Genomic DNA, 23,457 nt, shown 5'->3' on the forward strand with positions numbered 1-23,457 from the left:
CCTCAGTCCTCAGGCTGTGCGCATGGCACAGGGACTGAAACGGGTCCTCCGGGACCGGAACGCGGGACTTTATCTGTCGGGGGTGGTCGTCTCCGGCTTCGGCTCGGCCGGCATGTGGCTGGTCGCGGGCGTCTGGGTCAAGTCCCTGACGGGCTCGGACAGTCTGGCGGCACTGACCTTGTTCGCCATGTGGGCGCCCGTACTGGCCGGTCCGGTGCTCGGCACGCTCGCCGACCGGATGCGGCGCCGGCCCCTGCTGGTGCGGACGAATCTCGGCATGGCCACGCTGCTGCCGGTACTGCTGCTGGTCGACTCGGCGGAGGGCGTGTGGCTGGTGTGGGCCGTGCTCTTCGTCTACGGGGTGAGCGGCACCGTGCAGGACGCGGCGGAGGCGGCCCTGGTGCCCGGCACGATCGGCAAGGAGCTGCTCGGCGACTTCAACGGGCTGCGGATGACCGCCAACGAGGGCATGAAGCTGGTCGCGCCGCTGTCGGGGGCGGGGCTGTACACCGCGTGCGGACCGGCGTCGGTGATCCTGCTGGACGCGGCCACGTTCCTGCTGGCGGCGGGCATCTTCGCGCTGCTGCGGGTGCGGGAGGACCGGCCCGCACTCCGGGAACGGGGCGCGGCGCGGGGTGCGTCCGAGGTCATGGAGGGGGCGCGGTTCCTGTGGCGGTCGGCGGCACTGCGACCGCTGGTCGTGGCGGGCGCCGCCACCATGGGGCTCGCGGGAGTGAACGGCGCGGCGATCTACGCGCTGAACGACCGTGTGCTGGGGCACGCGCCGTCGTTCGTGGGCGTGCTGTACGCGGTGCAGGGTGCCGGCTCGGTCCTGGTGGGCGTGGCGGCCGGGCCGCTGATGCGCGGGCTCGGCGACCGGTTCTTCCTCGCCGGAGGCATCGCGCTGTTCGCCGTGGCGGTGGGTCTGCGGGCGCTGCCGTACGACGTGACGGCCCTCCTGGCCGGCGGCCTGATCGGGGCGGGGCTGCCGTGCGTGCTGATCTCGGTGCTGACGGCGGTGCAGCGCGAGACGCCGGACGCGGTCCTGGGCCGTACCGCGGCCACCGCGAACACGTTGCTGTTCGTCCCCAACACGCTGGCGCTGGCACTGGGCGCGGCATTGGTCGCGGTCGTGGACGTGCGCATCCTGCTGCCGCTGCTGGCGGTACTGGGACTGGCGGTGGCGGCGGGGCTGCTCGGCGCACGCAGCGCGGTGCCGCGGTGACGGCCGCCGGGTCGGTTCCGGGAGCGAGTCCCTCGTGGTACGGGCGCGGTTCCGTGACGCCGCGATCCGCGCGTCGGCCGCGTCGGCCGCGCATGCACCGGTGGGCGCCGCCCGTGCCGCCGGCGACCGCGCGCCGGCCGCCGGGACGGTGCGGACACGGGCATGCGCCGCGAACGGCGGGAGCGCCGTGTCGGCGCGGCCTCCCGTGCGGAGCGGCACGTGCCGGTCGGCGACGGTCGGGATGTGCACCGGATCGACGCCGCCGCGTCAGTGGCGGCTCGTGCCGACCGGGCGGTGCGGGGCGCCCACGGGCAGCGGCCACCGGAGGCGTTGACGACGGATGGCCCGGGCGTTCGGTGCCGGGACGGGAGTGGGGGCGAGGGCGACCCGGCCGGGGAAGCCGGGTCCGGGGCTTCGAGCGCTGCGGCCCGCCTCCCGTGGGCGTCGCCGGGTGGCCGCTCCCCCGCCTCGTACGGGGCGGGGGCGTGTCCGGCCCCGCGAACGGGATCGGGCGGGCGGTCGGCCACGGGCGGGTCGCCGTCGGCCTCCCGGGGGTGGGCCGGGGCCGGGGCCTCACCGTCCGGCTCGGAGCAGCGCGCGGCCGCGTTCGACGATCCCGGCGAGTTCCTCGATGTGGGCGGGGGCCGGCTCGCTGAGCGGCGGGCGCACTTCGCCGACGTCGAGACCGCCCAGCCGCACCGCCGCCTTGACGAGCGAGACGGCGTATCCGCCGCCCCGGGCGCGCAGTTCGGCGAACGGCCGGTAGAAGCCGTCGATGAGCCGGTTCACGGTCGCGTCGTCGCCGCTGTGGAAAGCCGTGTGGAAGGCGAGGGCGATGTCGGGGGCGAAGCAGAAGACGGCGGAGGAGTAGAGCGTGACCCCGATGCCCCGGTAGGCGGGACCGGTCAGTTCGGCGGTGGGCAGGCCGTTGAAGTAGAGCAGGTCGAGGCCTTCGGCGCGGACGGCGCTGACGATGCGCTGCATGAGGGCGAGGTCTCCGTGGCCGTCCTTGAGGCCGGTGACGCCTTCGGTACGGGCCAGCTCGACGACCGTCTCCGGGGTGAGGATCGCGTTGTCGCGCTGGTAGACGATGACGTCGAGCGAAGTGGCCCGGGCGAGGTCGGTGTAGTGGCGCAGGAGTCCTTCCTGGCCTGCGACGACAAGATAGGGCGGCATCGCGAGGAGCCCGTCGGCACCGGCCTCCTCGGCCAGCCGCGCATATCTGATCGCGAGCGCCGTGCCGTACCCGGCGCCGGCCACGACCGGCACCCGGCCGGCGGTCTCCTCTACCGCGGCGGCCACACACTCCCGGAACTCCTCGGGGGTGAGGGCGTGGAACTCGCCGGTGCCGCAGCACGCGAAGACCGCGGCGGCGCCCGCCTCGATCCCGTCGCGCACATGCGCGCGGAACACGTCGAGGTCGAGGGCGCCGTCCGGTCCGTAGGCGGTGACGGGGAAGAACAGCGGGCCGTCGAGCCGGCCGGCCGGCGGGGCAGAGGTCACGGGCGCTCCCTGAGCACGCTTCGTGCACACCAACCTCGTGCACACATACGATCAGTGTCCATATTCATGAACACCGTGCACGCTAGACCCGCCATCGAGGCAGGTCAAGGCGGAAACCCGTGGCCCGCAGGCCGAGTTGGGCCGGAACGGCGTCACCCCCGCCGCACTTGACGCTGCGGGAGCCCGCTCCCTAGCGTGCCCACGCATGTGAATGAGGTCCACGCAGCTGAAGTACCGGTTGAACGAGACCCGCCGTCGCCGCGCCCCACCGAGGAGACACCGCCCATGCCCGCTCCCCGTACCGTCCTGCTCACCGGCGCCGCCGGAGGCATCGGCACCCTGATGCGCGGGCTGCTCCCCGCGTACGGCTACGCGCTCCGTTTCTTCGACGTCGCCCGGATCGAGGGCGAGCCGGAAGCGATCACCGCCGACCTCGCCGACAAGGAGGCGCTGCGCGAGGCCGTGCGGGGCGTCGACGCGATCATCCACCTCGCGGGCATCTCGCTGGAGGCGCCGTTCGAGAAGATCCTGCGCGCCAACATCGAGGGCACGTACCACCTCTACGAGGCGGCGCGCGAGGAAGGCGTCCGGCGGATCGTCTTCGCGTCCAGCAACCACGCCGTCGGCTTCACCCCGCGCCCGCGCGGGAGCACCCCCGCTGATCCGGGCGCGCTCGTCCCGGTGACCACACCGCACCGCCCGGACACCTTCTACGGCCTGTCCAAGTGCGTCGGCGAGGACCTGGCCCAGCTCTACTGGGACCTGCACGGCCTGGAGACCGTCTCGGTGCGGATCGGCGCCTGTTACATGGAGCCCACCTCGGTGCGGATGCTGTCGATGTGGCTGAGCCCGGGCGACGGCGCCCGGCTGTTCCACGCCGCCCTGACCGCCGAGGACGTCGGGCACACCGTGGTGTACGGCTCGTCCGCCAACACCCGCCTCTGGTGGGACCTGTCCAGTGCCCGCGCCCTCGGCTACGAGCCCCGGGACGACTCGGAGCAGTACGCCGGAAAGCTCGTCGCGGAGCAGGGAGAGCTGGACGACACCCACCCCGACTACGCCCATCTGGGCGGGCACTTCACCACCCACCCGCCCCAGTGGCCGCACTGACCCCCAGGGTGGCCCGCGGGGGCGACGGCGACACGGGGCCGGCCAGGCCAAGCGGGGGGAGCCGGCCGGGCCCCGGTCGCGCGGGCGCGGTGAGTACCACCGACGCACTCCGTCGACGCGGCACACCGCGTCGGTGCGCCCGCGTCATCCGACCATAGGAGCCGCGCGCCCCGGCGCCGATCCGCCGAACGCGGCCCCTGTCCCCATTGCGCGGCGGCTCGGCGGCGCGGGGCTCACGCGGCCGAGTGCGCGGCGCACGCTCATGGGCGGTCAGCCGCCCCTGAGCGTCCGTGAAGGTGCCTCCCCGAACCGCTCCCGGTACTGCGCGGCGAACCGCCCGAGGTGGGTGAAGCCCCAGCGCCACGCCGCCTCTCCGACCGTCAGCGCCCCCGGTTCGCCCCGCTTCAGTTCCTCCCGGACCCGGCCGAGCCGCACGTCCCGCACGTACGCCATCGGTGACATGCCCACGTGCGCGCGGAACGACTCCTGCAGCCGGCGCGCGCTCACCCGGGCGATCGCGGCCAGCTCGCTGGTGGTGAAGGGATGCTCGGGGCGTTCCCGGACCGCGTCCATGACCCGCTTCACCGGCGCCGGCCGCAGCGGTCCCCGGGGCCGCTCCAGGCTCTCGCGGTACGGATGCTCCAGGGCGAGCAGCAGTCCGTTGAGCAACGCCTCCTGAAGGGGGCCCGCCAGCAGGGGGTGCAGCGACGGGGCGTCCTCTCCGTCCGCCCGCGCGGCCACCGACCGCGCGAGGCGCACCCAGTCGCGCCCCGCCCCGCGGGAGACGTCGAGCCGGGGGGCGAACGCCAGGGTGCCGGTGAGCGGCCTGCCCAGCAGCGCCTCGAGCCGGCGCCGCAACGCGTCCCGGTCCACCTTCACCGCCAGCAGCAGGCAGTCGCCGCCCCACCGCTCCAGCGACGCCGCGCCCACCGGGTCGAACACCGCGGCCTCGCCCGCCGTCGCCGTTCCCGAGGCCCGCCGGCCCTGGCGCCACTCGACACCGCCCGTGAGCGGCGTGTCGATCTGGTAGGCGCCCAGCTCCGCGCAGCGCAATCGGACGTCCGCGCCGCAGCTCAGCTCCCCGATGGTCAGGGCGCCGAACGACACGGTGTCGAACCGTGCCGAGAAGTCGGGTTCCCCCGCCACCACGTCGAAGGAGCTCGCGTAGTACCGCCTGCGTATCTCCTGACGCGCCTCGTCCACGTCCTCGGTGCGGAAAGTTCTGCCTGCCACAGAGGGGAACGATAGGTGACCTCCGGCGGCGTCACTCCGGCGACGGCCCGTGCCCGTCACCGGAGTGGCGGAAGGTAAGGGAACGGCAAAGCGCCCCCGGTCGTTACCCCTGGCATGACAGCTATGACCCCCGGCTCGAACATCCCTCTCACCGTCCCCCGGGTGGCGGTGGACGTCGCCGCCCCGGTGCGGCTCGACGTATCGGGCCTGCTGCTCACCGCCGACGGCAAGGTGCGCTCCGACGACGACTTCATTTTCTACAACCAGCCGGCCGGCCCCGGCGTCACCTACCGCTCCGGCGGCGGCACGGCGCCCGACGCGATCATCGTGGACACGGCCGCCGTCCCGCCGGGCATCGAGAAGATCGTCGTCACCGCGAGCCCGGACGCCGCGGGACAGACCTTCCAGGGCATCGAACCGACCGCCACCATCCGCAATGCCGACGACGGCGGCGTGCTCGCCACCTTCACCCCGCCCCGGCTGGGTACCGAGACCGCCCTGGTCGTCGTCGAGGTGTATCTGCGCAACGGCGCCTGGAAGGCGCGCGCGGTCGGCCAGGGGTACGCCAACGGGCTGGCCGGCATCGCCACCGACTTCGGCGTCTCGGTCGAGGAGGAGCCGGCCGCCGCCGCACCGGCCCCGGCCCAGGTACCCGCGGCTCCGCCGGCCCCGCCCACCCCGGCCGCCGCACCGGCGGACCCCCGGACCGCCGCGCCCGCCCCCGCGGCCCCGCCCGCCGCTCCCCAGGCCGCGGGCGGGAAGATCAACCTGGACAAGGGCCGCGTCAGCCTCCAGAAGAACCAGACGGTGTCGCTGGTCAAGGGCGGCCGTCCGCTGCTCTCCCAGGTCAAGATGGGCCTCGGCTGGGAGCCCGCGTTCCGCGGCAAGGACATCGACCTGGACGCCTCGGTGATCGCGTACGGCCCGCAGCGCAACCACCTGGACAGCTGCTACTTCGGCAAGCTGTCCATCCTGAACGGCGCCATCAAGCACTCCGGCGACAACCTCACCGGCGAGGGCGCGGGCGACGACGAGGTCATCGTCGTGGACCTGGGCAGGCTGCCCGCGGACGCGACCGGGCTGGTCTTCACGGTCAACTCCTTCTCCGGCCAGAAGTTCACCGAGGTCGCCAAGGCGTACTGCCGGCTGATGGACGCCGCGACCGGGGAGGAGCTCGTCCGCTTCGACCTCACCTCCGCCGAGCCGCAGACCGGCGTGATGATGGCCAAGCTCATCAAGCAGTTCTCCGGTGAGTGGGAGATGACCGCCATGGGCGAGTTCGTGAAGTCGCGGACCGTCCGGGGCATGGTGAAGCCGGCCGCCCAGGCTCTGTGACGGCCGGCCCGCCCCCCGGAGGTGCCGGGCGTCCTGGCCACGGACGCCCGGCCTCCCGGGCCTCACAGGCGGGCGCGGCCTCCCGACCTCAGCGGCGGGGCGTGCGCCGCCAGGGGCCGGTGATGGCGAAGAGGATGCCCGGCGTCTGCATGCTCGCGTAGAGCGTCGTTCCGTCGGGCGAGAAGACGACCCCGGTGAACTCGCTGTCGTTCAGCTCGTTGCGGGCGATGGGGTAGGTGCGGCCGCTCTCCGTGGCGCCGAACAGGTGCTGCACGCCCTCGCCGTCCTCGGCGATGACGAGGCCGCCGTACGGGGAGACGGTGATGTTGTCCGGACCGTCGAACCCGCCCTCCCGCCTCGGGTCCGGATTGACACCCAGCAGCACCTTCAGGGTGAGGGTGCGGCGCTTGGGGTCGTAGAACCACACCTGCCCGTCGTGCGCGGCGCCCGGACTCTCCGCACGAGCGTACGAGGAGACGACGTAAGCGCCGCCGTCCGCCCACCACATGCCCTCCAGCTTGCGGGCGCGGGTGACGTCGCCGGCGCCGAACTGCTCGCGCACGTCGACGGTCCTGGCGTCCCGGTCCGGAACCTCCACCCAGTCTACGCCGTAAACCGTGCCGATCTTCGTGGCCCGCGACAGGTCGTCCACGAACCGGCCGGCCTTGTCGAAGCACTTGGGCGCCTGCAGGACACCCGCGTCGTCGGCGAGCGTGCGCAGCCGGCCGGCGCCGTGCTTGAAGCCGTGCGGCGGGACCCAGCGGAAGAACAGTCCGTTGGGCCGCGAGGCATCCTCGGTCAGATAGACGTGGCCGCGCTTGGGGTCGATGACGACGGCCTCGTGGTCGAAGCGGCCGAACGCCTTGACGGGCCGGGGCGCACGGTTGGCACGCCGGTCGTACGGGTCGACCTCGAAGACGTACCCGTGGTCCTTGGTCATACCGTTCTCGCCGGCCCGGTCGGAGTTCTCCTCACAGGTCAGCCAGGTGCCCCAGGGGGTACGGCCGCCCGCGCAGTTGGTGGACGTGCCCGCGATACCCACCCATTCGGCGGTACGGCCGTCGCGATGCGTCTCCACCACCGTGCAGCCGCCCGCCGCGGCCGGGTCGTAGACCAGCCCTTCCGTCAGCGGTACCGGATACTGCCACTTCGACCGGGGGCCCTTCAGCTCATGATTGACCACCAGGAGCGTGACACCGCGCGCGCCCTCGAAGGTCGCCGCGCCGTCGTGGTGGGAAGGCGTGAACTCGCCCGATTCCAGCCTGGTGACACCGCTGTGCGTGAGTACCCGGTACGAGAAACCGGCCGGCAGCCCGAGAAGGCCCTTCGGGTCGTCGGCGAGCGTGCCGTACCCCAGGCGCTCGGGGGCGTCGCCCGGGGCGCCGTCCCCCACCGCGCCGGGATCGCCACCGCGCCCGTTCGCCGGAACGGCGGGATCGTCCGCCGCGAGGGCGCCCGGCGCGGTGGCGAGCGCCCCGACGGCACCGGTGAGGGCGACACCCGCGCCCGTGAGGGCGGACTGTCGGGTGAACTCTCTGCGGGTGAGCGGCATCACGGTCTCCCTGACTCGGCCAATGGACGGGCATACGTTCGCCCTCACGTATAAACGGCAGTTGAACGCCGAAAGACATGGAACTACCGCGAGAGGCCGCCTCCGATGAACCTGCCTGCCACCGGGCGCCGTGTCCTGGTCAGCGGAGCGTCCCGGGGACTGGGCCGCGCGGTCGCCCGGGCCTTCGCGGCGAACGGCGACCGGGTCGCCGTGCACTACGGATCGCGCGCCGAAGAAGCACGACAGACCCTCACGTCCCTGCCCGGCACGGGGCACGTGCTCGCCGGGGGCGACCTCACCGGCCCGGAGGGGGCCGCGGCCGTCATGGACACGGCGGTGTCCGGGCTCGGCGGGATCGACATCCTCGTCAACAACGCGGCGGTCAATGTGCGCCACCCCGTCGACGAGACACCCTACGAAGAGTGGGTGGAGACATGGCGGCAGCACGTGGCCGTCAACCTGCTCGCCACCGCGAACCTCAGCCATCTCGCGGCCCGCAACATGATCGCGCAGGGCACGGGCGGACGGATCGTCAACATCGGCTCACGCGGCGCGTTCCGCGGCGAGCCCGACCACCCCGCCTACGGCGCGACCAAGGCCGCGGTCCACGCGCTGGGCCAGTCCCTCGCGGTGTCCCTCGCCCCGCACGGCATCGCCGTCTCCTCCGTCGCCCCCGGCTTCTTCGAGACCGAACGGGTCGCGGACCGGCTGACCGGCCCGGAGGGCGAGGCGATCCGCGCACAAAGCCCCTTCGGCCGTGTGGGCACGGCGGAGGAGGTCGCGGCGGCGGTGCTGTGGCTGTCGTCGCCGCAGGCGGAATGGTCCTCGGGCACGATCCTCGACCTCAACGGCGCGTCCCACCTGCGGTGAGCCCGCCCCCACCGGCGTGGCGCCTGCCTGCGGGCGCGCCTTCGAACAGGGCACGGCACCTGCCGGCGGGTGGGGCCCGCCGGCGGGTGGGGCCCGCCGGTGGGTGGGGCCTGCCGGCGGGTGGGGCCTGCCGGCGGGTGGGGCCCGCCCGTTTCCGGGCGCGGTGCCGTACCTGCCGGCGGGTGGGGCCCTCCTGTTTCCAGCGCGGGTGCCATACCTGCCGACGGGTGGGCCCGCCCGTTTCCGGGCGCGGTGCGGTACCTGCCGGTGGGTGGGGGGCGTGGCCCCTCCGGGCTCGACTCCTCGGGGCCGGCGGCCTGAGCTCCCTTGTAGGGGAGCCGCTTCCCGGCCGCCAACCCCTGCGGGGACGACCCCCTGCACGGCCCCACCCCGGCGCCGCATGCCGGTGCGGCTCGGTTCCTGGTTGGGGCCCGCCGCTCCGGTTGGCGGCTGGGTGCACCCGTTGTGGGCATGCGTTCCGCCTGGGGCGGAACGGGTGGGCACAACGGACCATGGCCCGCAGACGAACAGGGGTCCGGGGCGGAGCCCCGGGGGTGGCCCGCACCTTGCGGGTGTGGTGACCCGGGGTCGGGGCGGAGCCCCGGGGGTCAGGCTCCTCGGGAGCGGGACTTGAAGGCAGCCTTGCGGGCCTCCTTCGCAACCCCCTTGTCCCGGTGCAACCGCCCCATCGCCTCCAGCACCTCCGGAGTCGCCGGGTGCTCCACCTTCCACGCCGCGTCGAAGAACCCGCTGTGCTGGCCCGTCAGGCCCTCCACGAGGTCCTGGAGTTCCTCCAGGTCGCCGTCCGCGTCGAGCTGCGCGGCGATCGTGTCGACGGCCAGCCAGAAGATCATCGACTCCGGCGGCGGCGGTACGTCGGACGCGCCGCGCTCGGCGAGCCAGACTCGCGCGAGGCCGCCGAGTTCCGGGTCGTCGAGGACCTCGCGCACCGCGGGTTCGGCGGCCGGGCCGACCAGGGAGAGCGCCTGCTGGCAGTGGAGGCGGCGCAGCGGCGAGCCCGCGTCGGAGCCCTTCGCGGCGGCGAGGAGCTCCCGGGTGGCGGGCAGCGGCTCGCGCCGGGCGAGCCACTGTTCGGTCTCCGCGCGGGCCGACACCTCGGGGAAGCGCGCGAGGCCGTCGAGCAGCACGTCCGCGCCCTTGTCGGCCAGGTCGCCGACGGCCGGCGCCTCCACCCCGGCGTCCAGCAGGCGTGCGCGGACGCCGTACAGGCCGAGCGGGGTGAGCCTGACCATCCCGTACCGCGTCACGTCCTCGTCGTCGACGGGCGGTTCGGGCTCCTCGCCCTCCTCGGCCATCAGGGCCTCGTCGACGGGCTCGTACTCGACGAGCCCGATCGGCTCAAGCACCCGGAACTGGTCGTCCAGCCGCATCATCGCCTCCGACACCTGCTCCAGGATGTCGTCGGTGGGTTCGCCCATGTCGTCGGGGACGATCATCGACGCGGCGAGGGCGGGCAGCGGTACCGGCGCGTCCCCCGCGCCGCCCTCGGTGACGGTGAGCAGGTAGAGGTTGCCGAGGACGCCGTCGAGGAAGTCCGCCTCCCGCTCGGGGTCCCAGTCCAGTCCGTCGAGGTCGAGTTCGCCGTTGTCGCCGATGACGTCGGCGAGGTCGTCCAGCAGCGGCGCGGTGGCGTCGGCGAACACCGTCTCCAGTCCGTCCAGCCAGATGGCCAGGACGTCCTGTGGCGAACCGCCGGTGACCAGGGGGAGGTTCTCGCCGGCCTTGGCGGTGCCGTCGGTGTCGTCCTCGGGGTCTTCGACGTCGACGAGGCGGGTGTCGACCGCGACCCGCCACGCCTCGCTCGCGAACGCCGCGCCGTCCTCGTCCGGTTCGAGCCCCAGTGCCTCGGCCGCGGCGGGGAGTTGCTCGTCGACGAGCTCGCCGCCCGCGCCGACCCTCGTCCCGGGCCCCGCCCAGCGGGCGAGTCGGACGGCCCGCGCGAGCAGCGGGGTGGCGAGCGCGGCCCGCGCCAGCTCCGCGTCCGAGTGCAGCCGTACCGGCGGCAGGGTGGGGCGGTCTCCGGGCATGTGGGGTCTCTCCTCGGGAGGTGCGTGGTCAGGCGGCCCCCAGCGTAGACGCAATTGGGCACATGACCGGCAGTTCATGTACCGGTCAAGCTCCGTGCATTCGTTGACCCTTGACAAGTTGCCCGCTCACACAAGACATTGACGCGCGTAGATCAATCCTTCGATCCTCCAAGCCCCCCCGGAGCTTTCTGATGCCTTCCTCCATACCGAGAACCGCCGCCGTCTCGACGGTCGTGGCCGCCGCGCTCGCGGCCGGCCTGCTCGCCGGCTCCTCCTCCGCCGCCGCGGCGGAGGTCCGCATCCACGACATCCAGGGCACCACGCGCGTGTCCCCTCTCGTCGGGCAGCAGGTCACCGGTGTCACCGGCATCGTCACGGGTGTACGGACGTACGGCTCGAAGGGCTTCTGGTTCCAGGACACGCAGGCCGACGAGAACCCGGCCACCAGCGAGGGCGTCTTCGTCTACACCGGCTCGGCCCCGACCGTCGCGGTCGGCGACGCCGTCTCGGTCGCGGGAACGGTCACCGAGTACATCCCGGGCGGCACTTCCTCCGGCAACCAGTCGCTCACCCAGATCACCAAGCCGACCGTCACCGTGGTCTCCTCCGGCAACCCGGTGCCCGCGCCCGCGACGATCTCCGCGCGCACGGTGCCGGGCACGTACACGCCCGCGGGCGACCCGGCCGCCGGCGGCTCGATCAACGGGCTGACACTGCAGCCCGGTTGCTACGCCCTGGACTACTACGAGTCCCTGGAGGGCATGAACGTCCGCATCGGCTCCTCGCGGGTCGTCGGCGCCACCGACCCGTACTCCGAGCTGTGGGTCACGGTGAAGCCGCGCGAGAACGCGAATCGCCGCGGCGGCACGGTCTACGGCTCGTACACCGCGCAGAACACCGGCCGGCTGCAGATCCAGTCGCTGACGCCGACCGCGCAGACGCCGTTCCCCAAGGCGAACGTCGGGGACCTGCTGACCGGGACGACCGAGGGCCCGCTGGACTTCAACCAGTTCGGCGGCTACACCCTGACCGCCCGTACGCTCGGGACGGTCGCCGACCGCGGGCTGAAGCGCGAGACCACCGAGCCGCAGAAGCGCGGCGAGCTCGCGGTCGCCACGTACAACGTGGAGAACCTCGACCCGTCCGACCCGCAGGGGAAGTTCGACGCGCTGGCCAAGGCCGTGGTGGAGAACCTGGCCTCGCCCGACATCGTGGCCCTGGAGGAGATCCAGGACAACAACGGCGCCAAGAACGACGGCACGGTCGCCGCCGACGAGACGCTGAAGAAGTTCGCGGACGCGATCGTCGCGGCGGGCGGCCCGGCGTACGCGTGGCGCTCCATCGACCCGGTGAACAACAAGGACGGCGGGGAGCCCGGCGGCAACATCCGCCAGGTGTTCCTCTTCAACCCCGAGCGGGTGTCGTTCACCGACCGCGCGGGCGGGGACGCGACGACCGGGATCGGTGTGGTGAAGGGAGAGAAGGGCGGCGCCGCCCTGAGCGCCTCCCCCGGCCGGATCGACCCGGCCGACACCGCCTGGGACAACAGCCGCAAGCCGCTCGCCGGCGAGTTCACCTTCCGCGGCCGGACCGTCTTCGTGATCGCGAACCACTTCGGCTCGAAGGGCGGTGACGAGTCGCTGGTCTCGCACCACCAGCCGCCGAACCGCTCCTCCGAGGCCAAGCGACTGCTGCAGGCCACGTCCGTCAACGCCTTCGTCAAGGACATCCTGGCCGTCCAGAAGAACGCCGACGTGGTGGTGCTCGGCGACATCAACGACTTCGAGTTCTCCGGGACCACCAAGGCGCTGACGGACGGTGGCGCGCTGCACGCGGCGGTCAAGTCCCTGCCGCGGTCCGAGCGCTACTCGTACGTGTACCAGGGCAACAGCCAGGTTCTGGACCAGATCCTGACCAGCCCGTCGATCCGCGACTTCGAGTACGACAGCGTGCACATCAACGCGGAGTTCGCGGAGCAGAACAGCGACCACGACCCGCAGGTGCTGCGTTTCCGCCCGTAGCCCCCGCCTTCACACGCCCGCGCTCATGCTGAGCGCGGGCGTGTACCGGTTGACGCGGCTGCGGAGCAGGCCGGGGTGGTTCTGCACCCGGCGCCACTGCTCGGTCTGTGAGCCGACCCCGTTCCCGGGCGCGGCGAGCGCGTCGATGTGGTGCTGGGCGGTCTCCCACTCGGCGTAGTTGAGGACGCGCGTGCCGTCGACGCCGGTGTGGAAGTGGGCGGATATGCCTCCGGGGTGCGGGGCGGGATCGCTGTCCAGCGCGTCGAAGACGCTGTCGATCCAGGCGCGCTGCCGCTCGGCGTCCGGTCCGTCGAACTCGATCTCGACGATCGCCACGGAGCCGGGGACGCGGGAGTCGTTCTCGGCCGCGCCGCTGCGGTGGAGCGTGTAGAAGTGCAGCTCGACCCGTTCGATCCCGGGCACGGCGGCGTCGATCTCGGCGTTCCGGTCGTCGCGGGAGGTGGCGAAGTAGTCCCGGTAGGACTCTTCGTCCGCCCACTGCGTGTAGTGCAGCAGGGTGTCGCCGTCCTCCCCCGTGAGCACCGTGTACGACAGGAGCCCGGAGTGCGGCCAGTCACGGCTCTCCCAGGTCTTGGCGAGGGCGTCGACGGCGGCCCGCTGTCGCTCGGGCGTACCGACCCGCCAGGTGCTGACGGTCACGACACCGACTCCGGGACGGGCGAAGCGGGGACGGGCCTGGGGGTGCCTGATCACGTTCATGGGCGATGCCTCCTGTCGGCCGCGCCCCGGTGGCGCGGCGGCAGGACCATCGTGGAACGTGAAGCAAGGTTGAGGTCAAGCGCCTTCCTGCGCCCGGCGGTTGGGGCTGGTTCAGCCCGGCCAGGTACCCGTCAGACGGCGGACGCCCAACGCGCCGGAGCGGTCCACGGCCGCCTTGACCGTCGCGAAGATGGCGCCCTCCAGGGCGGCCGCCACCAGGATCTCCTTCCACTGGCGTTCCTCGTCCATGGCGTCCGGGGCGTCACCGTCGCCGACCACCGCCCACGCGCGGGAGAACAGGGCGCTCGCCAGGGCTCCGCCCGCCATGCCGAGGAGGAGACCGACGGGCCGGTAGAGGAGCTTCTGCTTCCTCTTCTTCTTTTTCTTCCGCTTGTCATCGGCCATCGCCGCTCACCCCCACGTTCCTGTGCGCCGCAGCTGCCACGCGACGAGCCCCGCGACCATCACGGAGGCGACGGCGACGAGGATCGGGCGGGGGTGCCTGCGGATCGGCTCGGGGGTCCTCTCGTGCACCAGATGGGCCGCGCGGGCCCGCACGTCCGCCCTGGCCATCAGCTGGTCGATGGTCTCGCCCAGTTCCTGCCGCTTGCGCGCGGCCTCCCGGCGCAGCTCGTCGGGCCCCGCCGGCTTCGGGGTGCGTGTCATCGGTGGACCCTCTCCTTGAGCTCGTGGATGTCGGAACGCATGCCGTCGATGGCCCTTTCCGGTTTGGGCGGGACCGCACGCTTGAGCTGGGCGCGTCCCAGGGCGGCCAGCACTCCGGCGATCACCAGGAACACGCCGGTCGCGATCAGTACCGCGGCCCATACGTCGAGCACGATGGCCAGCGCCGCGGCCACCGAGGCCCAGACGCCGATCAGCCCGACGTAGCCGACGGCCGCCGACGCTCCCAGTAGCCCGCCACCCTTGCCGGCGCGTTTGCCCTTCTGCGCCATCTCTGCCTGTGCGGTGCGGATCTCGACCTTGACGAGGTCGGAGAGCTGCTCCGACGCCTGCTTCACCAGCTCGCCGACCGACGGTTCTCCGGCCACGGCGGATCGCCTCCCATCTCGTACGGGGAGCACTCGGGTACCCGCAGGGCACGATGCCGAACGCGAAAGCGACTCTTCAGTAGTGCTAACCCCCCATCCCAAGAAGATCTAAGTGGACCTTCACGCTCGTGGGCCCGGAGACTACGGAAATGAGTCTTTCCACCACTGAGCGTCCCTTCGGGCGCGCGCTGTGCGCGATGGTCACGCCCTTCACCGCCGCCGGCGAACTGGACTCCGGCCGGGCCGGGGAGCTCGCCGCCGGGCTCGTCGCCGCGGGCTGCGACGGGCTGGTCCTGAACGGCACGACGGGAGAGTCCCCCACGACCACGGACGCGGAGAAGAGCACCCTGATCCGGGCCGTGCGCGACGCCGTCGGCCCCTCGCCGGCCATCGTCGCGGGCGTCGGCACGGCGGACACCCGGCACACGGTCGAACTGGCCCGGCAGGCGGAACGGGCGGGGGCGGACGGACTGCTGGTGGTCCCGCCGTACTACAGCCGGCCGCCGCAGGCCGCTGTCGAGGCCCACTTCCGCCGGGTGGCCGACGCGACGGGCCTGCCACTTGCGCTGTACGACATCCCCGGCCGCACGGGCACCCGGATCGAGCCGGAGACGATGCTGCGGCTGGCCGGGCACCCCCGCATCGTGGCGGTGAAGGACTGCGCGTACGACATGCTGGGCTCGACCAAGGTCATGACCCGCACGTCACTCGCCTACTACTCCGGCTGCGAGGAACTGAACCTGCCGCTGTACGCGCTCGGCGGCGCGGGTTTCATCTCCACGGTCGCCAACGTGGCCCCGCGTCGGATGCGCGCGGTGCTGGACGCGTTCGACGCGGGTGACACCGCGGGCGCGGCGCGGCTCAACGGACTGACGCTGCCGCTGGCCGAGTTGATGATGTCGTCGGGCCTGCCGGGCACGGTGACGGTCAAGGCGCTGCTGGACGCGGGGCCGGTCCGGGAACCGCTGCAGCCCGCCGGGCGCGAGGCGGCCGACGGGCTGCGGGCGGCGTACGAACAGCTGGTTCAGCTGCCGACGACCTCGTTGTGACCGCCGAGGACGGCGACGTGCTCCAGCACGTCCTCCATCGGGTCGTCGATCTGGCCGACGGAGACCAGGGCCACCCGGGGCGCCTCCGAAGCGTGCGTCTCGTCCGCGTGGGCGACGCCCGACGGGATCACGACCGGGAGCACGGCCGCCAGCGCGAGCACTCCCGGGACGAACAGCCTGGTCTTCATGTCGGTCCTCGCCTCTGCCGGTTCATATGACTCTGCGCCGACCTGCCTATCCACCCGAAGGGCGGAAAGGTCACGCATCATCACACGAATCGGTGGGCGTCAGTTGTGGCTGTGGAGGATGTCGTTGAGTCCGCCCCACACCGCGTTGTTCGGCCGGGCCTCGACGGTGCCGGTGACCGAGTTGCGGCGGAAGAGGATGTGGGAGGCGCCGGACAGCTCGCGGGCCTTGACGATCTGGCCGTCGGGCATGGTGACGCGCGTACCGGCGGTGATGTAGAGGCCGGCCTCGACCACGCACTCGTCGCCGAGCGCGATGCCGACACCCGCCTCGGCGCCGATCAGGCAGCGCTCGCCCACGGAGATGATGACGTTGCCGCCGCCGGAGAGGGTGCCCATCGTGGAGGCGCCGCCGCCGATGTCCGAGCCGTCGCCGATGACGACACCCGCGGAGATACGGCCCTCGACCATGGAGGTGCCGAGGGTGCCGGCGTTGAAGTTGACGAAGCCCTCGTGCATGACGGTGGTGCCGGCGGCGAGGTGCGCGCCGAGACGGACGCGGTCGGCGTCTGCGATGCGGACGCCCTTGGGGGCCACGTAGTCCGTCATGCGCGGGAACTTGTCGACGCTGGTGACCTGGAGGTGCAGGCCCTCGGCGCGGGCGTTCAGCCGGACCTTCTCGAGGTCGTCGACGGCGACGGGGCCGAGGCTGGTCCACGCGACGTTGGCGAGCAGTCCGAAGATGCCCTCGAGGCTCTGACCGTGCGGCTTGACCAGCCGGTGGCTGAGCAGGTGCAGGCGCAGGTAGGTGTCGTGCGCGTCGAGCGGCTTCTCGTCGAGCGAGGCGATGACCGTGCGTACGGCGACGACCTCGACGCCACGGCGGGCGTCCACGCCGACGGCCTTGAAGGCGCCCGCGCCGAGCAGGTTCGCGGCCTGGTCGGGGGTGAGCCGCTCGGTGCCGGCCGGGCCGGGCTCGTCGACGAGCTCGGGAGCCGGGAACCAGGTGTCGAGAACGGTGCCGTCGCCCGCGATGGTGGCGAGGCCGGCGGCGACGGCGCCGGTGGTGCGAGGTGCAGAAGTCATACCAGCAACCTAACCGGCGGGGTGGGGGCCGGGCGAACCGGTCTCAGGTGCCGGTCGCCGGACCCGGGCAGACCGGGTCGTGGCCGGTGCGGGCCGCCCGGAGCCGCCCGGCGGCCGGCGGCGGCCGGGGCCGGCACCGGAGGCGCCGGCCCGGGGGGCGTCGTCCCCGGAGGCGTCGTCCCCAGCCCGGAACCCCCGTACCGGAGCGGAAACGGACGCCGGATGTCAGGGGCGCTGCCCCGGCCTGTCCACGACCGCGGTCTTCGCGAGGGCGGTCGTCCCCACCACGGTGTCCTTCGTGGGGGGGTGTCGTCGAGCTTGCCGCCCGCGAGGCAGAGGGTGCGCTTGCCGAGGTACGCATGCGTCTTTCGGGTCGAGGAGCATCTGCTCGCGCAGTCCGTGCCGGTCCGGCACGGACTGGAAGACGGCGAGCGCCGGCCGCCCGAGCGCGTCCTTGGCGCCCTCGGGTTCACGTCCCACAGGGCCGGGCTCGGCCATGCGCACACCCGGCCGGATACCGTGTCCACGTCAGGGGGACCGAAAACCAACGGGAGAACAAGGCATGACGCACGACGCGGGGTGGGGAGCGCCGGGGCCGGCCGGCGCATACGGACCGGGCGGATGGGCGCCCCCGCCGCCACCCCGGCCGGGGGTGATACCGCTGGCGCCGCTCGGCCTCGGCGACATCCTGGGCGGCGCCTTCGCCACGATCGGGCGGCACTGGAAGCAGCTGCTCGGCATCGCCCTCGCCGCGTACGGCATGGCGGCGCTGGTGCTGGGCGGAGCGATCGCGCTCGCCGCCCTGTCGGTCGAGGAGATCCTTGACCGGGCCCTCGACGAGTCCGCCCCGGCGGTCGGCAAGGACGAGGTCATCACGCTGCTCATCACGTTCGGCTCGGTGTACCTCTTCGGCGTGGTGATCCTCCTGGTCGCGAACTCGGTGGTCTACGCGGCCTGCCCGGTCGTCCTCCAGGACGCGGTCCTGGGCCGGCGGTCGGCCTTCGGCGCCGTGTGGCGGCGCGCCTGGTCCGCGATGCCGTCGGTGCTCGGTACCAGCCTGCTGACCGGCCTGATCGCCGCGGTGCCGATCCTGATGTTCACGGCGGCGATCGTCGGGATGTTCGCCTCGCTGCTGTTCGCGGTCCTCGGGGACGACCACGGCGGCGGGCCGATGCTGGTGGTCCTGCTGTGCGGCCTCGGGGCCGTGCTGACCGGCCCCCTGGCGATCTGGCTGTGGGTGAAGTTCAGCCTCGCCCCGGCCGCGGCGGCCATCGAGGGGCATGGCACCCTCTCCGCGATGAGGCGTTCCTCGCAGCTCGTGCGTGGCGCGTGGTGGCGGGTCCTCGGGATCTCGCTGCTCGCCTGGCTCATCGCCGCCGTGGCGAGCTATCTCCTCCAGCTTCCCTTCACCGTGCTGGGCAACATGCCGGGACTCTTCGGTCCCACCGGCGAGACGTCCGACGGCGGGGTGGCGCTCACCTTCCTGATCACGTCGCTGGTCCTCGGTCTGCTGACGCAGCTGATCGCCCAGATCCTCACCGCGGCCTTCCCGCAGCTGGTGAACAGCCTCATCTACATCGACCAGCGCATCCGCAGGGAGAACCTGGGTCATGCGCTCGCGGAGGCCGCGGCGCGCCCTCACGTCAGTCCGTGAGCGACTTCTTCGGCCGCAGAACGCAGAACTCGTTGCCCTCGGGGTCGGCGAGGACCACCCATGTCACGTCCTCGCCCTGCCCCACGTCCACCCGCCGCGCCCCCAGCCCGATGATCCTCTCCACCTCGGCGTCCTGGTCGTCGGGCGCGAGGTCGAGGTGGAGCCGGTTCTTGCCGGCCTTCCCCTCCGGCACGGTGAGGAAGACGATCCCCGGCAGGGTGTTCCCGTCGGCGCCGATGACGACCTCCTCAGGGTCCTCGTAGAGCACTTTCCAGTCGAGCACCCGCGTCCAGAACCGGGCGAGCGCCGGGGCGTCGTGGGTGTCGATCGCGATCTGGTACAGAGAAACGGCCATGCCCGCCAGTGTGCCTGGGGGCATGGCCGCTCGCAGCCGAAAACCGGGGCGTGCGTCAGACGTTGAAGCCGAGCGCGCGCAGCTGCTCCCGCCCGTCGTCCGTGATCTTGTCCGGGCCCCACGGCGGCATCCAGACCCAGTTGATCTTCAGCTCGCTGACGATGCCGTCCGTCGCGGCCTTCGCCTGGTCCTCGATCACATCGGTCAGCGGGCAGGCCGCCGACGTCAGGGTCATGTCCAGGGTCGCGACGTTGGTGTCGTCGATGTGGATGCCGTAGATGAGGCCGAGGTTGACCACGTCGATGCCCAGCTCGGGGTCGACGACGTCGTACAGCGCCTCGCGGATCTCTTCTTCGGTCGCCGGCTTCGTCTGAGCCGTCTCGTTCTCGCTCATGCGCTCTTCCTCTCCGCGCCGTCACCCATGGCCTGGGCCGTCGCGTCCTTCCACGCCATCCAGCTCAGCAGCGCGCACTTCACCCGGGCCGGGTACTTGGAGACACCGGCGAACGCGACCGCGTCCTCCAGGATCTCCTCCATCGCGTCATCGGGTTCGATCTTGCCCTTGGACTGCATCAGCTCCAGGAACGTGTCCTGGATCCGCTGCGCCTCGGCGAGTTCCTTGCCGACGAGGAGTTCATTCAGCACCGAGGCCGAGGCCTGGCTGATGGAGCAGCCCTGGCCCTCGTACGACACGTCCTCGATGCGCGAGCCGTCGTACTTCACCCGGAGTGTGATCTCGTCGCCGCACGTCGGGTTGACGTGGTGCACCTCTGCGTCGCCGTCCCGCAAGCCCCGCCCGTGGGGGTGCTTGTAGTGGTCCAGGATGACGTCCTGGTACATCGAATCCAGCTTCACAAGTGGCCGCCTCTACCCGAAGAAGTTACGGACGTGCTCCAGGCCGTCGATCAGCGCATCGACCTCGGCCGGTGTGGAGTACAGATAGAACGACGCCCGCGTGGTCGCAGGAATTCCGTAGCGCAGGCAGACCGGCCGCGCGCAGTGGTGGCCGACCCGGACCGCGATGCCCTGCTCGTCGAGCACCTGGCCCACGTCGTGGGGGTGGATGTCGCCGAGCGTGAAGGAGATCGCCGCGCCGCGGTCCTCGGCCGTCACCGGGCCGATGATGCGCAGGCCGGGAACCTCCTGGAGGCGGCGGACCGCGTACTCCGTGATCGCGTGCTCATGCGCCGCGATCCTGTCCATGCCGATCGAGGACAGGTAGTCCACCGCCGCGCCGAGGCCGACGGCCTGGGCGATCGGGGGCGTGCCCGCCTCGAACTTGTGCGGCGCCGGGGCGTACGTCGACGAGTTCATCGAGACCGTCTCGATCATCTCGCCGCCGCCGAGGAACGGCGGAAGGTCCTCCAGCAGCTCCTGGCGGCCCCACAGCACGCCGATTCCGGTCGGACCGCACATCTTGTGGCCGGTGAAGGCCACGAAGTCGGCCTGGAGGGCCTGCACGTCCAGCACCATGTGCGGGGCGGCCTGGGACGCGTCGATCAGCACGAGCGCGCCGACCTCCTGGGCGCGGCGGACTATCGCCTCGACCGGGTTGAGCGTGCCCAGGATGTTGGAGACCAGCACGAAGGAGACGATCTTCGTCTTCTCGGTGATGATCTGCTCGATGTTCGACAGATCGAGCCGGCCGTCGTCGGTCAGGCCGAACCACTTCAGCTTCGCTCCGGTGCGCTGCGACAGCAGCTGCCACGGGACGATGTTGGAGTGGTGCTCCATCTCCGTGATGACGATCTCGGTCTCGCGGTCCACCCGGTAGGGCTCGTCGGCCCAGCCCAGCATGTTCGCCACGAGGTTGAGCGACTCCGAGGCGTTCTTGGTGAAGATCACCTCGTCGCGGCTCGGCGCGTTGATGAACGCCGCGACCTTGTCACGGGCGCCCTCGTACAGCGCCGTGGCCTCCTCGGCCAGCACATGCACGCCGCGGTGCACATTGGCGTTGTGCCGCTCGTAGTACTCGCTGAGCACGTCGATGACCTGGCGCGGCGTCTGCGAGGTCGCCGCGTTGTCCAGGTACACAAGCCTCTTGCCGTCGTGGAGCACCCGGTCGAGGATCGGGAAGTCCTTGCGGATCGTCTCGGTGTCGAGAAGGCCGGGGAGCCCCTGGCGGGGGTCTGTCACGCGGATACGCCACCCTTCGTGTACGACTCGTAGCCCTCGGCCTCGAGCTTGTCGGCGAGCTCCGGGCCGCCCGACTCGACGATCTTGCCGCCGGCGAAGACGTGGACGTGGTCCGGCTTGATGTAGCGCAGGATGCGCGTGTAGTGCGTGATCAGCAGGGTGCCGACCTCGCCGGTCTCGCGGACGCGGTTGACGCCCTCGGAGACGATGCGCAGGGCGTCGACGTCGAGGCCGGAGTCGGTCTCGTCGAGGATCGCGATCTTCGGCTTGAGCAGCTCCAGCTGGAGGATCTCGTGGCGCTTCTTCTCACCGCCGGAGAAGCCCTCGTTGACGTTGCGCTCGGCGAAGGAGGGGTCCATGCTGAGGCGCTCCATGGCCTCCTTGACCTCCTTGACCCAGGTGCGCAGCTTGGGGGCCTCGCCGCGGACGGCGGTGGCGGAGGTGCGCAGGAAGTTGGAGACGGAGACACCCGGGACCTCGACCGGGTACTGCATCGCCAGGAAGACACCGGCGCGGGCACGCTCGTCGACGGACATCTCCAGGACGTCCTCGCCGTCGAGAGTGACGGTGCCGCCGGTGATCGTGTACTTGGGGTGACCGGCGAGGGAGTACGCGAGCGTCGACTTGCCGGAGCCGTTGGGGCCCATGATGGCGTGGGTCTCGCCCTGCTTCACGGTCAGGTCGACGCCCTTGAGGATCTCCTTCGTGGCGTTGTCGGCCTCGACGGAGACGTGCAGGTCGCGGATTTCAAGCGTTGCCATGGGTGACTCAGGACTCCTGGGTGACGGAGACGAGCACATCGTCCCCTTCGATCTTTACGGGGTATACGGGGACGGGGCGCGTCGCGGGAAGGCCGGACGGCTTGCCGGTACGGAGGTCGAACGCCGACCCGTGCAGCCAGCACTCGATCTGGCAGTCCTCCACCTCGCCCTCCGACAGCGAGACGTTCGCGTGCGAGCAGATGTCGTGGATCGCGAACACCTCTCCATCGGTCTGGACGATGGAGACCGGCGTGCCGTCGAGTTCCACCCGCTTCGGGGTGTCCTCCTCCAGCTCGCTCAGCCCACAGGCTCGGACGAAGGCCATCAGACGGACGCCTCCAGCTCGGTCTCGATCCGGGCGATGAGGCGCTCCTCGACGTCCGGCAGGCCGATCTGCTGGACGAGTTCGGCGAAGAAGCCGCGGACGACCAGGCGGCGGGCCTCGGTCTCCGGGATGCCGCGGGCCATCAGGTAGAACAGCTGCTCGTCGTCGAACCGGCCGGTGGCCGAGGCGTGACCGGCGCCGGCGATCTCGCCGGTCTCGATCTCCAGGTTCGGTACGGAGTCGACGCGGGCGCCGTCCGTGAGGACGAGGTTGCGGTTCATCTCATAAGTGTCGGTGCCCTCGGCGGCGGCCCGGATGAGGACGTCACCGATCCACACGGCGTGGGCGTCGTCGCCCTGCAGCGCGCCCTTGTAGGCGACGTTGGACTTGCAGTGCGGCGTGTTGTGGTCGACCAGGAGGCGGTGCTCCTGGTGCTGGCCCTTGTCGGTGAAGTAGAGGCCGAAGAGCTCGGCCTCGCCGCCGGTGCCGGCGTACGCGACGCGCGGGTGGAGACGGACGACGTCACCGCCGAAGGTCACGACGACCGACTTGAAGGAGGCGTCCCGGCCGACCAGCGCGTTGTGCTGGGCGACGTGGACGGTCTTCTCGTCCCAGTCCTGGATGGACACGACGGTCAGCTTGGCGCCGTCGCCGATGAGGTAGTCCACGTTGGCGGCGAGCACCGCGTCACCGCTGTGGTCGATGACCACGACGGCCTCGGCGAAGGCGCCGAGCTCGACGACCTGGTGGCCGAAGGCGGTGCCGCCCTCGCCGTGCACGGAGATCCGGATCGGCTCGGTGAGCACGGCCTCCTTGGGGACGGTGACGACCGACGCCTTCTCGAAGGCGGAGTACGCCTGGGCGGCGACGCGGTCCACCGGGGTGCCCGCCTTGCCGAGACGGGCGTCGTCGCGGCCCACCGTCTCGACGGTGACGCCCTCGGGCGCCTCCACCTCGACGCGTACGCCGTCGCCGGTCGCGATCGCCGTGCCGTCGTGCAGACCGCGCAGCCGCTCCAGCGGCGTGAACCGCCACTCCTCCTCACGGCCGTGCGGGACGGGGAAGTCCGCGACGTCGAAGGACGGGGGGGCGCTCATGCGGGTGGCGACGGTGGACTCGGCGGCCACCGCGATGGAGCCGGCGGTGGTGGAGCCCGCCGGGAGGTTCTGGGCGTCAGCCATGGCTGTCGTGTTGCTCTCTTCCTACGTAAAGACCGGGATTGGACGGCGGGGCGGTG

24 protein-coding genes are annotated in these 23,457 nt (G+C 72.0%); 7 read left to right on the forward strand and 17 right to left on the reverse strand.

Features of this window, described 5'->3' with window-relative positions:
* The first annotated feature begins 22 nt into the window (after positions 1-22).
* Complete coding sequence (locus tag ACY34K_RS00510) at positions 23-1,225, forward strand: MFS transporter (protein WP_462741711.1); 1,203 nt, start codon at positions 23-25, stop codon at positions 1,223-1,225.
* Positions 1,226-1,798: 573 nt separating this feature from the next.
* Here the strand turns inward: ACY34K_RS00510 and ACY34K_RS00515 are convergent.
* On the reverse strand, positions 1,799-2,728 hold the full coding sequence (locus tag ACY34K_RS00515; RefSeq protein WP_462741714.1) for a 5-dehydro-4-deoxyglucarate dehydratase: 930 nt from the start codon (positions 2,726-2,728) through the stop codon (positions 1,799-1,801).
* 285 nt (positions 2,729-3,013) lie between these two features.
* On the opposite strand from ACY34K_RS00515, the gene ACY34K_RS00520 reads away from it, so the two are divergent.
* Positions 3,014-3,838, forward strand: coding sequence for an NAD-dependent epimerase/dehydratase family protein (locus tag ACY34K_RS00520; protein WP_462741717.1), 825 nt, complete (start codon positions 3,014-3,016; stop codon positions 3,836-3,838).
* Between the two features lie 270 nt (positions 3,839-4,108).
* Here the strand turns inward: ACY34K_RS00520 and ACY34K_RS00525 are convergent, their stop codons facing one another.
* On the reverse strand, positions 4,109-5,071 hold the full coding sequence (locus ACY34K_RS00525; RefSeq protein ID WP_462741719.1) for an AraC family transcriptional regulator: 963 nt from the start codon (positions 5,069-5,071) through the stop codon (positions 4,109-4,111).
* 114 nt (positions 5,072-5,185) lie between these two features.
* Between ACY34K_RS00525 and ACY34K_RS00530 the strand changes: the two genes are divergently transcribed.
* Complete coding sequence (locus tag ACY34K_RS00530) at positions 5,186-6,406, forward strand: TerD family protein (protein ID WP_462741721.1); 1,221 nt, start codon at positions 5,186-5,188, stop codon at positions 6,404-6,406.
* Positions 6,407-6,494: 88 nt separating this feature from the next.
* Here the strand turns inward: ACY34K_RS00530 and ACY34K_RS00535 are convergent, their stop codons facing one another.
* Positions 6,495-7,958, reverse strand: coding sequence for an alkaline phosphatase PhoX (locus tag ACY34K_RS00535; protein WP_462741724.1), 1,464 nt, complete (start codon positions 7,956-7,958; stop codon positions 6,495-6,497).
* 105 nt (positions 7,959-8,063) lie between these two features.
* On the opposite strand from ACY34K_RS00535, the gene ACY34K_RS00540 reads away from it, so the two are divergent.
* On the forward strand, positions 8,064-8,828 hold the full coding sequence (locus ACY34K_RS00540) for an SDR family NAD(P)-dependent oxidoreductase (protein ID WP_462741727.1): 765 nt from the start codon (positions 8,064-8,066) through the stop codon (positions 8,826-8,828).
* A gap of 608 nt (positions 8,829-9,436) precedes the next feature.
* Here ACY34K_RS00540 and ACY34K_RS00545 read toward each other — a convergent pair.
* Positions 9,437-10,876, reverse strand: coding sequence for a hypothetical protein (locus ACY34K_RS00545; RefSeq protein WP_462741731.1), 1,440 nt, complete (start codon positions 10,874-10,876; stop codon positions 9,437-9,439).
* 191 nt (positions 10,877-11,067) lie between these two features.
* Between ACY34K_RS00545 and ACY34K_RS00550 the strand changes: the two genes are divergently transcribed.
* On the forward strand, positions 11,068-12,897 hold the full coding sequence (locus tag ACY34K_RS00550; RefSeq protein WP_462741734.1) for an endonuclease/exonuclease/phosphatase family protein: 1,830 nt from the start codon (positions 11,068-11,070) through the stop codon (positions 12,895-12,897).
* A gap of 9 nt (positions 12,898-12,906) precedes the next feature.
* Here ACY34K_RS00550 and ACY34K_RS00555 read toward each other — a convergent pair whose 3' ends face one another.
* From ACY34K_RS00555 to ACY34K_RS00570, 4 genes are all read right to left on the reverse strand, one after another.
* Positions 12,907-13,611, reverse strand: a complete 705-nt coding sequence (locus ACY34K_RS00555) for an antibiotic biosynthesis monooxygenase (RefSeq protein ID WP_462742711.1) — start codon at positions 13,609-13,611, stop codon at positions 12,907-12,909.
* A gap of 117 nt (positions 13,612-13,728) precedes the next feature.
* On the reverse strand, positions 13,729-14,022 hold the full coding sequence (locus ACY34K_RS00560; RefSeq protein WP_462741736.1) for a DUF4235 domain-containing protein: 294 nt from the start codon (positions 14,020-14,022) through the stop codon (positions 13,729-13,731).
* 6 nt (positions 14,023-14,028) lie between these two features.
* On the reverse strand, positions 14,029-14,283 hold the full coding sequence (locus ACY34K_RS00565; RefSeq protein ID WP_462741739.1) for a DUF3618 domain-containing protein: 255 nt from the start codon (positions 14,281-14,283) through the stop codon (positions 14,029-14,031).
* Positions 14,280-14,669 (reverse strand): phage holin family protein, encoded by a 390-nt coding sequence (locus ACY34K_RS00570; protein WP_462741742.1) that lies wholly within the window; start codon positions 14,667-14,669, stop codon positions 14,280-14,282. Before ACY34K_RS00570 ends, ACY34K_RS00565 begins: the two co-directional genes overlap by 4 nt.
* Positions 14,670-14,818: 149 nt before the next feature.
* On the opposite strand from ACY34K_RS00570, the gene dapA reads away from it, so the two are divergent.
* A complete protein-coding gene (dapA, locus tag ACY34K_RS00575) occupies positions 14,819-15,718 on the forward strand; it encodes a 4-hydroxy-tetrahydrodipicolinate synthase (RefSeq protein WP_462741745.1) in 900 nt (299 codons plus the stop codon).
* Here dapA and ACY34K_RS00580 read toward each other — a convergent pair.
* On the reverse strand, positions 15,694-15,906 hold the full coding sequence (locus ACY34K_RS00580; RefSeq protein ID WP_462741747.1) for a hypothetical protein: 213 nt from the start codon (positions 15,904-15,906) through the stop codon (positions 15,694-15,696). The two genes, dapA and ACY34K_RS00580, sit on opposite strands and share 25 nt — an antisense overlap.
* Before the next feature lie 99 nt (positions 15,907-16,005).
* Positions 16,006-16,989: a 2,3,4,5-tetrahydropyridine-2,6-dicarboxylate N-succinyltransferase gene (dapD, locus tag ACY34K_RS00585; RefSeq protein WP_462741750.1), complete on the reverse strand. Its 984-nt coding sequence runs from the start codon at positions 16,987-16,989 to the stop codon at positions 16,006-16,008.
* Between the two features lie 562 nt (positions 16,990-17,551).
* On the opposite strand from dapD, the gene ACY34K_RS00590 reads away from it, so the two are divergent.
* Positions 17,552-18,643, forward strand: a complete 1,092-nt coding sequence (locus ACY34K_RS00590; protein ID WP_462741753.1) for a hypothetical protein — start codon at positions 17,552-17,554, stop codon at positions 18,641-18,643.
* Here the strand turns inward: ACY34K_RS00590 and ACY34K_RS00595 are convergent.
* The 7 genes from ACY34K_RS00595 to sufD are packed head-to-tail and all read right to left on the reverse strand — an operon-like array spanning position 18,633 to position 23,401.
* On the reverse strand, positions 18,633-18,998 hold the full coding sequence (locus tag ACY34K_RS00595; protein ID WP_462741756.1) for a VOC family protein: 366 nt from the start codon (positions 18,996-18,998) through the stop codon (positions 18,633-18,635). The genes ACY34K_RS00590 and ACY34K_RS00595 overlap by 11 nt on opposite strands.
* A gap of 55 nt (positions 18,999-19,053) precedes the next feature.
* The gene (locus ACY34K_RS00600; protein ID WP_462741758.1) at positions 19,054-19,392 is read right to left on the reverse strand and encodes a metal-sulfur cluster assembly factor; all 339 of its coding nucleotides are present in this window, start codon (positions 19,390-19,392) and stop codon (positions 19,054-19,056) included.
* Complete coding sequence (sufU, locus tag ACY34K_RS00605) at positions 19,389-19,853, reverse strand: Fe-S cluster assembly sulfur transfer protein SufU (RefSeq protein WP_462741761.1); 465 nt, start codon at positions 19,851-19,853, stop codon at positions 19,389-19,391. The genes ACY34K_RS00600 and sufU overlap by 4 nt, the downstream gene beginning before the upstream one ends.
* A gap of 12 nt (positions 19,854-19,865) precedes the next feature.
* Entirely contained in the window at positions 19,866-21,134 is a 1,269-nt protein-coding gene (locus ACY34K_RS00610) for a cysteine desulfurase (RefSeq protein ID WP_462741764.1), read from the reverse strand.
* The gene (sufC, locus tag ACY34K_RS00615) at positions 21,131-21,895 is read right to left on the reverse strand and encodes a Fe-S cluster assembly ATPase SufC (RefSeq protein ID WP_462741767.1); all 765 of its coding nucleotides are present in this window, start codon (positions 21,893-21,895) and stop codon (positions 21,131-21,133) included. Before sufC ends, ACY34K_RS00610 begins: the two co-directional genes overlap by 4 nt.
* 7 nt (positions 21,896-21,902) lie before the next feature.
* The gene (locus tag ACY34K_RS00620) at positions 21,903-22,220 is read right to left on the reverse strand and encodes a non-heme iron oxygenase ferredoxin subunit (RefSeq protein ID WP_462741770.1); all 318 of its coding nucleotides are present in this window, start codon (positions 22,218-22,220) and stop codon (positions 21,903-21,905) included.
* Positions 22,220-23,401: a Fe-S cluster assembly protein SufD gene (sufD, locus tag ACY34K_RS00625; protein WP_462741773.1), complete on the reverse strand. Its 1,182-nt coding sequence runs from the start codon at positions 23,399-23,401 to the stop codon at positions 22,220-22,222. Before sufD ends, ACY34K_RS00620 begins: the two co-directional genes overlap by 1 nt.
* Positions 23,402-23,457 lie beyond the last annotated feature (56 nt).

The organism is Streptomyces sp. STAM6, assembly GCF_054963715.1.